This is a genomic window from Rhodoligotrophos sp. CJ14, from assembly GCF_038811545.1.
Classification (GTDB): domain Bacteria; phylum Pseudomonadota; class Alphaproteobacteria; order Rhizobiales; family Im1; genus Rhodoligotrophos; species Rhodoligotrophos ferricapiens.
Window position 1 is genome coordinate 1646641 of the sequence record NZ_CP133319.1, and the last position, 11949, is coordinate 1658589.

Sequence of the window (11949 nt, forward strand, 5' to 3'; positions counted from 1 at the left end):
CAGCTTCACGAAGTGCGCTATTTTGCCGAGAAGCACGGCATTTCCATCAAAGGTGCCCAGCAATTAATCCGGGAGCATGGGAATGATAGCGTTTGGCTCGACGAGGCCGTGAACGGTATGAAACCCGCTACTTATGCAGTCCAAAAAGTCGGACGATGGCCCTAAAGCGTGCGCACGCGAATGCGTGATCTTAGTTCCAAGCCGACAACTTTCTGCTCCAAGTTCGGCCGTCCCAATCCTTGTAGACGCGAAGGCCAGTTTCACAGTCAGCATATACAACCCACTTGTCGATGCTAGACTCCTTGGTTGCGAGCTCGGACCAAAGAACTCGGCCGCACTTAGGCAGTTTTACTGCATGTAAGGCGGTCTCCTCTCTCAGCTTTTGGATAGGGCCCCAAATAGCAAGCGCGCCATACTGCATAAATGTCTGAGGATGATCCTTCTCGAGATACCTTTCAAATACGCCAGGATCAACGAGGGATTTAGACGTTGATGTAGATCCCACGTTGTTCTTCTGCGCATCAGATTCGTCCGGGCGCGCACTTCCCGTGCAGAGTAAAAGCATAAAAACTGACGTTAGAACGCATCTGTATTGATGCATTGATCTCTCCCCGGATTATTTTATGGAGGAAACAACGGGCATACAGCGCTTGATCATTTCGCCCGAGGCGACAATCAAAAGGTGTGAGCGAGCGCTGAACAGGGCAATTGGCATTACAGCACAGTGCGTTCGTCAGATCGAGCGGCATTTCGCTACGAGTGCAGGGCAGCTCGGCAGATGAAGCACAAAGGATGCTGGAGCTTACCAGCCTATGAGAATGCCTGGCCCAAATTACGCCCATTCACGGCAGCCAAACTTCCTGCCGAAGTCGTTGTGAGCCAGCAGCTGACGCGCAAGCCTGGCGATACCGTATCGATGTCCTTTGTTCGTGGGCTCAATCTTCTTCCAGCCTGCGCAGTCAGTCCCGCGTATCCCGGCGCAGCCGATCACGGATAGTGCTATCGGACATACCACCAGTCTCTTCCGAAAATGCGAGCCGAACAAAAATCTAGCGTGTGCTATTGGATTTTTGGTTGCGGGCCTTCGGAGACGTTACGTTCCTCTGTTTCGGGTCAGGCGAAGCGAGCGAGGGTCTATGTGGCGGCTCTCTGCATGTGCTGTCGCAATAGTCTCCAGGTCCGGCCGTCTACCGCGGCGAGTCCAGCGCCAATCAAAATCATTCCGAGAGCTTGGTTGTCCTCGAAGGTCTCGCCTAACATGGAGACACCAAGCAAGACGGTCGTTACAGGGATGAGAAAGGTGACAAGCAGGAGGTTGGTCGCGCCGGCCGTCGAGAGGATGCGGAAGTAGAGGATATAGGCGAGCGCCGTCGAAAATAGACCCAAGCTTGCAACGGCTGCGATGACGGTGGGCGATGGTACAGGCAGCGCCCAAGGCTGATCTAGGATGATGACGATTGGAAGCAGCATCAGGGTTGACGCGGTGACCTGGCCGGTGGCCGTGGCAATCGGAGACACCCCCAAGGCTTTGAATCGCCGTCCGAAAATGCCGGCGAAAGCATAAGACAGCGCGGCGACCAGGATGGCGACCTGCGCTAGAATGCTGATGCCGAGCGCTTGAAGCGCCGCTCCTCCGATCATCACGCCAACGCCACAAAAACCGATGATCACGCCAGCAAGACGCCCAAACGACATCTTCTCGTCATCGGTGAGGAGATGGGCAAGGAGGACGGTAAATAGCGGCGCCGCTGCATTCAGGATCGATGCTATTCCACTGGCCACGTGTGTCTGGCCCCAAATGATCAACACAAACGGCACCACATTGTTCAGAAAGCCCATCCCGAAGAACGCTGTCCAAACCTCTCGGCTCTTCGGCAGCCGGGTGCCAATGGCTCTAATCGCAAGGTGGAGGGCCAAAGCGGCAAGCCCGACCCTGAGCAGGGCGACCGTCAGGGGCGGGAGGTCTTGGAGGGCTATGCTGACAAAGAAAAACGACCCGCCCCACAGGAGAGAAAGCACCAGAAGCAACCCCCATTCAAGTGGGGTCATCGATCGGTTGGTAAGAGCGGGCATGGCGATTCCAGATATCTCGCGTGCGCGTTCTTCTCGCAGATTTCGGCATCGGCGCTATCCGGTTTTTGCTCCCAAATTTCCGGCATCGATCCTGCTGTTCTGCAACGTCGGTACTGGGTTCAGGATGCAGAGGCTGTAGCGCCCATAGCCAAATAAGACTGTATGAGCAGGTGGGCGATTTCGCCGATGATCACAAGCACCAGCAGCCCGACGATCCATCTCTTGGCCGCCTCTGAAACAGCCAGGCGAGCACCGGCCAAACCTCCAAATAGACTCCCGGCCGCCATAACGGCTCCAAGCCGCCAGTCGATGCTGCCTTTGCTCGCAAAAATGACCATGGCGACGAGGGTCGTTGCGAGGAGAATGACGTTTTTGACTGCATTCGCCTCGACCAGGTGCATGCCGGCAGCGAGGATGAGAACAAGCAAAATGTATGTGGCGCCATCCAGGACGATGAAGCCCAGCCAGATCCCAACAAGCACAAGAAGCAGCGCCTCTCTATAGCCAAAGTGAGCTGCGCCTTTGTCCGTGTCTTTGATGACACTCTTGAGCTTCGAGAGGATCAGCACGAGCGCTACGAACACCGCAGCAATGATAAACAGTTTCAAATCGGCATTAGGGATGCGCTCGGCCAGCAAGGCACCGATGATGGTGCCGAACATCGTCGGCAAGCTCGCAAGGATGGCCAGTCGCCAAGGTATTGCCTTGCGGCGCGACAGGTCGAACGTCGCCGACATCGCGCCGATAAGCACCGGGAGTCGGTTGGTTGCGTTTGCATCGACTGCCGGCAACCCGAGCCACAGTAGAATGGGCAGAGAGACCGCCGAGCCCGACGACGCCACAGTGTTCAAGAACCCGCAGACTAAGCCCGCTAAAGCGGCCACGGCAAGCGACAAGACCTCGTCCACGGGACGCCTCCCCCTCTTGCTGCGACGATATCATTACCAGATCGGTCGAGGAAGAGAGGGGGCTCGGCGAATTATCAGGCAAGCGGGCCATTGCCCTTCCGCTGCACACCTGGAACGGCAATCGCGACCACCATGGCTGCGAGGATTGCCGTGGCCGCCAAGACGCTGAGTGGCAGGATGAGCGCAATGGCAGCAAGCAGTCCGGCGCCAAAGCCGGACAAGGCCTCGGCTGCCACTTGGAGTGCTTGATTGCTGCCCATGATCTCGCCTTGCTCATCGTCATCTGCGGCTTGCGACAGCATCGTCGCGCAAGCGGGAAGGCACAAAGCGACGGCGCCGCCTGCGAAGAAAAGCACCGGCCACAGCGGACCTGTGCTGGTCGGCAAGACGATCAGCGCGAAAAACACGCCGCTCAGCAGGGCGGAGCCAATGGTGACGGTTCGGACAGGTAGACGGGCCGTGAGAAAACCCGTCAAGCCGAGATTCACAAGCACGATTGGAACGCCGACCCATGCAATGAAATCGGACACTTCGGTGACGTCTAACTTGAAGCCTTGCACGAGATACATGGGATAGGCACGGAAGAAGCCGAATATTGCGAGATAGATGAGGAAGTTGGCGATCAGAAACCGCCGAAAGCGGATGTTGGACAACGAGGCAATGAGCCCCGCAAATAAGTGGCGCACCTGAATCGGGCCAGCAGCTGACAAAGGGTGCCGTGTTTCGCGAAACCACAGCAATGTTGCCACGGTGATACCGACCATCATCAGCAACACGGCAGAAAACGGTGTCGCATCGTTGAACCAGGGCAGGACAGAGGGATCAGCAAGCTTCCCGCCGAGAAGAGGACCAACGATATAGGCGAGACTGACGCTCATATAGATATAGCCAAAGAAGCGGGCGCGCTGCTCCTTCGTGGTCAGATCGGCAATTGCACCCTGCGCGGTAACAATGTTCGCCTCCGCCAAGCCGGCCAGAAGTGATGCTGCGAGTAGCAGAGGCAGGCTTTGCAGTACCAAGGAAGCGACGATAAGGCCGTAGCAAAGAGTCGTGACCACCAGCGACCAGATGAGAACCGGCTTTCGGCCGAAACGATCAGAAAGCGCGCCCATCACCGGCGAGCCTAGAAACTGACCGAGAGGATAGAGGGCCAGCAAGACACCCAGCGTCCCGGCTCGAAAGGCAGAACTCGCATCGCTCGAAAGCATGTTATTACTGTTGTGAATTATCATCGGTGTAAACACCGTAATCATCAGGCTGTACCCGACAAATCCAATGAATATCACAATATAGAGGGGGAGAAGTGACGCTAGGACTTGGCTCTGGCTAGAGCGCCATCCAGAAGTGTCTCTGAACCCTGTCGTCATGGTGCTCACCGAGCTCGCGTCACCGCGCTTGCGCCTGCACGCAAGGGCGTTCTGGCCAAATCGACCCAGCTAGGCAGAGTATAGTGAGGTTTTCAAGATTGTTCGCACTAGCTCCGTGACAGTTTGCGACCGATAGGCCTGCCTTCCGCGATTGAACGCTGAGCCGATCGGGTCTTGGCCTCGACAACGCCGAACGCGGTCCAGCGGATGCGCTTGGCCCGGGTCTTGACGTCCGCAGACGGATTCAAGCGACGGCTCCGAATCCGCTATGTTCCACTCCGGAATGTCAGCTGGCGGATCAAGAGCGGGGCCGAATGCACAGGACCATAGCCGGGATGGCAATTGCCTTCGCGTTCGCCTTGCCAGCCCAGGCCGAGGTGCTCTCAGGGCCGCGTCGTTTCCGTGATCGACGGCGACACGATCATTGTGCTGGACGCCGGCTAGAGGCAGCACAAAGTGCGGCTTTCGGCTGCCGATGCGCCCGAGCGCGGGCAGCCATGGGGCAGCCGCAGCCGCCAGGTACTCGCCGCCCTCGCATGCTCCGTCTCTGAAGGATTCGCTAGCTCAGCATGGCGGTGACAAAAAAGCACTACTCGCAGCCGAAACCATGAAGCTGAACGAGCTTCTCGAGCGTCTCTGACCAAAGATGATGAGGATGATTAGAACGTCCGCGCTTAGAGCTGAGTCCGTCGAGGCTCGTAGTACGTTGCCCGCTGACTTACTCCTGTCGTGGCGAGATGCACCCGGTCGCGCTCGGCGCGGCCAGCGGCTTGATCGCTGCGTGATCAATGTCCTGAAGTTCAGGACGATGCGTGTTGCCGCAGATGGGCCGCGGATAACGCAGGCGACGAGCAATGACCCACGTGTGACGGGCATCGGAACGTTCTTGCGTCGAACGAGCCTTGACGAGCTGCCTCAACTTTGGAACGTGCTTCGTGGCGAGATGTCCCTCGTGTGTGAACGCGCGTGCATACTGATAGCGAGTGAACCAGTTGTCCGAAAAATTAGTACCCTATGGGCTGATGGCGCTGGTCGTCATCAGCCCGTTGCCATTCGGTGGCAATTTGCCCTGGGCCTGGGCCGTTTACGCCATCATCGCCGCGCTATTGGTCATCGCCTACAGCATCGAGACGGCGCGGACGCGAACGGCCTTTCCTGTACCGCTGTCACGCATCGCTGTGCCGGCGATCCTGGTATTGGGGGTCGCAGTCTGGATCATACTCCAGGCATTCCCGGTTCTGCCGGCCACTTGGGCCAATCCGCTCTGGGCCATTGTACCCGAGGCTTTGGAGGTGCCCGGCCGCGGCACCGTTTCCATAAACCCGGATGAAACAATGGAAGGGCTGATGCGCCTGCTCACCTATTCCGGTGTCTTCTGGCTCAGCCTGCAGCTTTCACGCGACCGCAGCACCGGCGAGCGTTTTGTGAAGGTGATCGGGTGGGCCATCGCGGCCTACGCCGCTTATGGTCTTCTGCTTTGGGCCTTCAATTCTGAGACCATACTTTGGTACGAGAAAGAGGCCTATCAAGGCGATCTGACATCCACATTCGTCAACCGCAACAGCTTCGCGACCTATGTGGGCATGGGCTGCGTGATCCTTCTCATCTTGCTGATGCGCTGGCTCACTATTGAGTTTGCCGATCGGCAGAACATGCCCTGGAGCAAGCGTTTTGTTCATATCGTCGGCAGCAGCCGGGAACTCGTGCTCTACGCACTGCCTCTGCTGATGGTGTTCTGCGCTCTGTTGCTCACCCATTCCCGCGCCGGGTTTGGCGCGACCCTGGTGGCCATGCTCTTGGCATTCGCTTTGTGGCAATCGCGCCAGCACCGCGGCTTTATCGCGGGAATGATTGGCCTTGCCGTGCTGATGGTGGTCATCGGCTACTGGATTGTGGTCGGTGGTGACGCTCTGCTTGCTCGTTTTGCCGACGTGAACAGCTCGACGGAAACGCGCATGAATGTCTACATCGCCACGATGCGGGCCATCGGAGATTACGTCTGGACCGGATCCGGATACGGCACCTTCAACGACATTTTCCCCATGTACCGGGACGAGAGCATCAGCGTGACCGGGGTATGGGATAAAGCGCACAACACCTATCTCGAGCTGTTGCTTGGACTCGGTATTCCCGGAGCCATCGCGCTCATCGCAGCTGTGCTTTGGCTGGTGGTGCTTTGCGCGGTTGGAGCCTTCAACCGTCGGCGCGGCCGGCACATGCCGCTCATTGCCTTTGCCGTTTCGGTTTTGGTGGGCTTGCACGCACTGGTGGATTTCAGCCTGCAGATGGCAGGCGTTGCCATCACCTATTCGGCCCTATTGGGCATCGGCGTCGCCCAATCGTGGTCGACGCGCGAGAAGCATCCATGATGACCTCCGGATTATCGAGCGTGGTCACCACCATCAGCAATGGGAAGAAGGCACCGCCCGCGGCGCGAATCGCCTGACACGTCCCCACCAAAGCGTTCATGACATCCAAGGGGGAGCCACCCTTGGCTTCTCGTCCGTCAGCTAAGAAACGATGAAGAAACCAATGCGTAGGCAAATGGGAGCTGAGCAACCGTTGCGCATCTTCGAGGACGCCACGATGCACGTTCCAGAATCGCGCCAACACGAGGCCTGAACTAAGCCGCGGCCCCGATTAACGGCAAAATCGCCCATATGACTCGAGAATAGCGGGTTATGTGGTGGGCGCACATGGACTCGAACCATGGACCCGCTGATTAAGAGTCAGCTGCTCTACCAACTGAGCTATGCGCCCACATAATCATCGACACCCACGTATCGATATGCCGGGAACGCGCCCGACGGCGGTTAGATAGCAGCCTGGTCCGCGATCAACAACCCCTATTTTACGCGCCACACTTACGATCTCCTTGCTCGCGGCTGCCTCCCAAACTTCAGTCCTAAAACCAGCAATTTTGCCTCAATTTCGACCGCATCGGGCGTGATGATTGTTACGAGCGGCGGGCCGTTAGAACAACCTGAGTCTTTCAATGCAAGGACATGAGGTTGAAGCACGCTGCTGCGGCGAGCAATTTTCTATTTCGAAAATGGGGTATTTCTTGTATGGAATTTGTGCAGTTGCGAAAAGCCCTGCTGAGACCATCGAGATGAGGAGGTTGCCGAGCGCTGATGAGAGTCGCATGCCTTCCTTGTGTTCCGCTACATCCTTCCGACGGTTCTCGTGCCCGCCTTTGGGTGGAACTTAGCAAGCGCGCGCATCAGAATGTCCCCTTCTAAGCTTCGGACGAGGGCGCTCGAGAACTCCGGGTGCCCTGATCATCTTCAACCTGACGCGCGAGAGCGCAGATCTGAAAGCATGAAAACGAAAACAAGACTTAAACTCAGCGTTATTAACACGATTCAGAAAACAAGATCGTTGCTTTCCGAAGCAACACCGAAGGAGGCAGGTTATGCGTTGTCTCTTTACAACGGGGCGGCTTCTTTAGGTATCAACTTGCCTCCGCTGTTCCCCTTTGGGGGTGCTGCCAATTACTCCTTACTCTACACAATATTTCGCTGTGTCACGGAACTCAATGTTCAGAACGTGCTCGAGTTAGGAGTAGGCCAATCCAGTCTCCTGTTGCACGCAGTTTCACAAAAGCTATCCAACTTGTCAGTCACCTCACTAGAGCATGACGCTTCATGGGCTGATTTGATAAGACAAAGAGTCTCGCATGAAGTACAGCACGCACCTCTAGTATCGTCAGAGGTGCACCGTGTTTCCACCCAAGTCTATGACCACAAACTAGCAACTAGATTTGATATGGTCGTAGTGGATGGTCCCGTGGGGACCAAACGAAATTCACGATGGGGAGCGCTCGAAATATTAGACAGCCACCTCAATGACGAGTTCGTAGTAATTTTTGACGACGCAAGTCGGCCTGGGGAAATCGACACTATCAAGGAATTCACAGCGAGATCAGATGTCAAAGTGGCATTCATTCACTCTGCAAAGTCACAGTGCATAGTATGTACACCCGCTTTCCATGCTGCGGTGTATTTTTGACTAGTGGGGTAAGAGTTCCGTCAGATCGCCAGGCGGAAGAGAGTTCTCCTATGCCGTGCCCATGGAGCTGCGGAGCACCATGCAAAGACACGAACATCGAATAATTCCCATCGTTCTAGCAGGTGGCACCGGGACCCGACTCTGGCCAGTATCCCGAGACAGCCTACCCAAGCAGTTTCAACCTCTCAGCAGTGATAAGACGCTCTATCAAGAGACGCTTCTGCGGGTGACCGAGCCCAACCTTTTTGCCCGCCCCATCGTGCTGACCCAGCAGGATTTCCGCTTCTTTGCCCGTCGGCAGGCAAGCGAGATCGGTATCGAAACCACCGTCGTTCTGGAGCCGGTAAGACGCGATTCCGCCCCTGCCCTGCTAGCGGCAGCCTTGATTGCGCAAAGGCTCCATGGCGATGATTGCCTGGTTCTGGCAGTGGCCGCCGATCACTTCATGAGCGAGCCCGAGAAATTCCGGGCCACATGCCGCACAGCAGCGCTGGCTGCCGCCCAAGGCCACATTGTGACCTTCGGAATCGAGCCCAAGGAGCCGCGCACAGGCTACGGTTATATCCGCCCGGGCGCACCGCTTTCAGCCGAGGGCTCCTTTGCCGTCAGGGCTTTCGTTGAAAAGCCTGACGAAGAAACCGCCCGCGGTTATGTGGCTGAGGGGTATTTCTGGAACTCCGGCAACTTCCTCTTCCCGGCCGCCTTGCTGATCGCGGAGGCGCGCCGCTTCGAGCCGGCAATGGTGGAAGCCGTTCAGGCTGCGGTCGAGCTTGCCACCGATGATCTCGGTTTCATCAGGCTGGATGTGAAGGCCTTCCGTGAAGCGACGGCGAAATCCATCGACTATGCGGTCATGGAACGAACCGACAAGGCTGCCGTGGTCGCCGGCCGGTTTCAATGGTCGGATGTGGGTGCATGGGATGCGCTTTACGAGCTTTCCCCGAGCGATGACGATGGTAATGTGACCCGCGGGCAAGTGGCCCTGCTCGACAGCCGCAACAGCTTCATTCATTCGGAAGGCCCGCTCGTTTCGGCTATCGGTCTCGATGGCTATTCGGTGGTGGCGACCGAAGATGCCGTGCTGGTTATGCCCACGGAGCGCGCTCAGGACGTCAAAGGCCTCGTGTCCAATCTCAAGGCTCAGCAGCACAACGCGGCGAGCGAGCACATCAAGGCCCACCGCCCCTGGGGAACCTATCAGACGATCTGCCGTGGTGACCGTTTCCACGTGAAGAAAATCGTCGTTGAACCGGGAGCGCGCCTCTCCCTGCAGAAGCACTTCCACCGCGCCGAGCACTGGATAGTCGTAAAGGGCACCGCTGAGGTAACCGTTGACGACCGGGTTTTCGAGGTGCACGAGAACCAGTCGACCTATATTCCCTTGAGCGGGGTGCACCGCCTGGCCAATCCGGGCAAGATCCCGCTCGAGCTGATCGAGGTTCAGACCGGCTCATATCTCGGCGAAGACGACATTGTCCGCCTTGAGGATGCCTACAACAGAAATTAGGCATTTTATCATTTTGCCATATTTGCGCGGCAACCCTATCCGGGCAAAATCAGAGAGGGGACATGGGAACCTTAGAAAAGAAAGTCGCGCTGATCACAGGAGCCACCGGGCAGGACGGCGCTTATCTCGCCGAGCTCCTTCTGGATAAGGGCTACGAGGTGCACGGCATCAAGCGCCGCTCGTCGTCCTTCAATACGGGCCGGATCGAGCACCTTTACCAGGACCCGCACACCGAGAATCAGCGCTATTTCCTGCATTATGGCGACATGACCGATGCGACCAACCTAATCCGCATCGTGCAGGAAACCCAGCCTGACGAAATCTATAATCTCGCCGCCCAGTCTCATGTGCAGGTAAGCTTTGAGACCGCCGAATATACCGCCAATGCCGATGCGCTCGGCACCCTGCGACTGCTCGAAGCGATCCGACTTCTAGGGCTTGTCGACAAGACCCGCTTTTACCAGGCTTCCACCTCCGAGCTTTACGGTAAGGTCCAGGAGGTTCCACAGCGGGAGACGACCCCCTTCTATCCTCGCTCGCCATATGCGGCCGCGAAGCTCTATGCCTATTGGATCGTGGTGAACTATCGCGAGGCCTATGGCATGCATGCCTCCAATGGGATCCTGTTCAATCACGAGAGTCCGATCCGCGGCGAGACGTTCGTCACCCGCAAGATCACCCGCGCAGTCGCCGCAATCCATCATCGGCGCCAGGACCGGCTCTATCTTGGCAATCTCGACGCCAAGCGCGACTGGGGTCACGCGCGGGAATATGTGCACGGAATGTGGCTGATGCTCCAGCAGGACGAGCCCGATGACTATGTGCTCGCAACCGGCGTCACCACCTCGGTGCGTGAATTCGTGCAATGGGCCTTCGAAGAGATTGATGTCCATATCGAGTGGCGCGGCCACGGCGTCGACGAGAAAGGCTACGATGCGCGCACGGGCAAGGTGCTCGTCGAGGTGGATCCCCGCTACTTCCGCCCGACGGAAGTTGATCTTCTGCTGGGCGATCCAACAAAGGCGCGACAGAAGTTAGGCTGGAAGCATAAGACCTCGGCGCGCGAGCTGGCGCGCGAAATGGTCCGCGAAGACCTGAAGCTAATGACCGATTCACCAATCATGGTGGACGCATGATCTATGAGTTGAAGGGCAAGCGCGTCTGGGTTGCCGGCCATAGAGGCATGGTCGGCAGTGCCGTGGTGCGTCGCCTCGCCCGTGAGGAGTGCGAGGTCATCACCGTTGACCGCAGCGAGGTGGACCTGAAGCGCCAGGCCGAAGTTGAGGCCTTCATGCGCAGTGCCAGACCGCAAGCCGTGGTGATTGCCGCAGCCAAGGTTGGCGGAATTCTAGCCAACGATACTTATCCGGCCGAGTTCCTCTACGACAACCTCATGATTGAGGCGAACATCATCCACGCCGCCCATGAGGTTGATGTCGAGAAGCTGCTGTTTCTGGGCTCAAGCTGCATCTATCCCAAGTTTGCCCCACAGCCCATTCCGGAAGACGCGTTGCTCACCGGTCCGCTTGAGCCGACCAATGAATGGTACGCTATCGCGAAAATCGCAGGCATCAAGCTCGCGCAGGCTTACAGGAAGCAGCATGGCCGGGACTTCATTTCAGCGATGCCGACCAATCTCTACGGGCCTGGCGACAATTTCGACCTCAATTCAAGCCATGTCTTGCCCGCACTGATCCGCAAAGCGCATGATGCCAAGATACGCGGCGATCGTTCAATCACCATCTGGGGCACAGGCACGCCAAGACGCGAGTTTCTTCATGCCGATGATTGCGCCGACGCGCTCGTCTTTCTCCTCAAGAACTATTCGGGATACGAGCATGTTAATGTCGGCTCAGGTGAGGACATCACGATCCTAGAGCTGGTTAGAACGATCAACGGAATCGTCGGTTTCAACGGGCAAGTCACGCATGATCTGACGAAGCCCGATGGAACTCCGAGGAAGTTAATGGACTCTTCAAAGTTGCGCTCACTCGGGTGGTCACCCCAGATGAGCCTCGAATCTGGAATCAAGGAAACTTACGCCAACTTCTGCAGAACTCCAAACGCATATGCCTAGGCACCA

At 57.2% G+C, this 11949-nt stretch carries 7 protein-coding genes, 1 tRNA gene and 1 pseudogene; 5 read left to right on the top strand and 4 right to left on the bottom strand.

All coding sequences use genetic code 11. The annotated features are described in order from the left end of the window. Nucleotides 1-1134 precede the first annotated feature (1134 nt). From RCF49_RS07570 to RCF49_RS07580, 3 genes are all read right to left on the bottom strand, one after another. Nucleotides 1135-2073 (bottom strand): DMT family transporter, encoded by a 939-nt coding sequence (locus RCF49_RS07570; protein WP_342643423.1) that lies wholly within the window; start codon nucleotides 2071-2073, stop codon nucleotides 1135-1137. Nucleotides 2074-2192: 119 nt separating this feature from the next. Then, the gene (locus RCF49_RS07575) at nucleotides 2193-2981 is read right to left on the bottom strand and encodes a sulfite exporter TauE/SafE family protein (RefSeq protein ID WP_342643424.1); all 789 of its coding nucleotides are present in this window, start codon (nucleotides 2979-2981) and stop codon (nucleotides 2193-2195) included. Between the two features lie 74 nt (nucleotides 2982-3055). Then, the gene (locus RCF49_RS07580) at nucleotides 3056-4348 is read right to left on the bottom strand and encodes an MFS transporter (RefSeq protein ID WP_342643425.1); all 1293 of its coding nucleotides are present in this window, start codon (nucleotides 4346-4348) and stop codon (nucleotides 3056-3058) included. Nucleotides 4349-5084: 736 nt separating this feature from the next. Here RCF49_RS07580 and RCF49_RS22445 point away from each other — a divergent pair. Then, nucleotides 5085-5312 (top strand): annotated as a pseudogene (locus tag RCF49_RS22445) (sugar transferase); the annotation flags it as partial. A 28-nt stretch (nucleotides 5313-5340) separates the two neighbouring features. Beyond that, complete coding sequence (locus RCF49_RS22450; RefSeq protein WP_432807373.1) at nucleotides 5341-6717, top strand: O-antigen ligase family protein; 1377 nt, start codon at nucleotides 5341-5343, stop codon at nucleotides 6715-6717. 315 nt (nucleotides 6718-7032) lie between these two features. On the opposite strand, the gene RCF49_RS07595 is transcribed toward RCF49_RS22450, so the two are convergent. Then, nucleotides 7033-7108: transfer RNA gene (locus RCF49_RS07595), tRNA-Lys, on the bottom strand. A gap of 1330 nt (nucleotides 7109-8438) precedes the next feature. On the opposite strand from RCF49_RS07595, the gene RCF49_RS07600 reads away from it, so the two are divergent. The 3 genes from RCF49_RS07600 to fcl all read left to right on the top strand — a co-directional run bounded on the left by RCF49_RS07600 (nucleotide 8439) and on the right by fcl (nucleotide 11943). After that, complete coding sequence (locus RCF49_RS07600; RefSeq protein ID WP_342643426.1) at nucleotides 8439-9866, top strand: mannose-1-phosphate guanylyltransferase/mannose-6-phosphate isomerase; 1428 nt, start codon at nucleotides 8439-8441, stop codon at nucleotides 9864-9866. A gap of 62 nt (nucleotides 9867-9928) precedes the next feature. Next, nucleotides 9929-11002, top strand: coding sequence for a GDP-mannose 4,6-dehydratase (gmd, locus tag RCF49_RS07605; RefSeq protein WP_342643427.1), 1074 nt, complete (start codon nucleotides 9929-9931; stop codon nucleotides 11000-11002). Beyond that, entirely contained in the window at nucleotides 11002-11943 is a 942-nt protein-coding gene (fcl, locus tag RCF49_RS07610) for a GDP-L-fucose synthase (protein ID WP_342644149.1), read from the top strand. The genes gmd and fcl overlap by 1 nt, the downstream gene beginning before the upstream one ends. The last annotated feature ends 6 nt before the right edge of the window (nucleotides 11944-11949 follow it).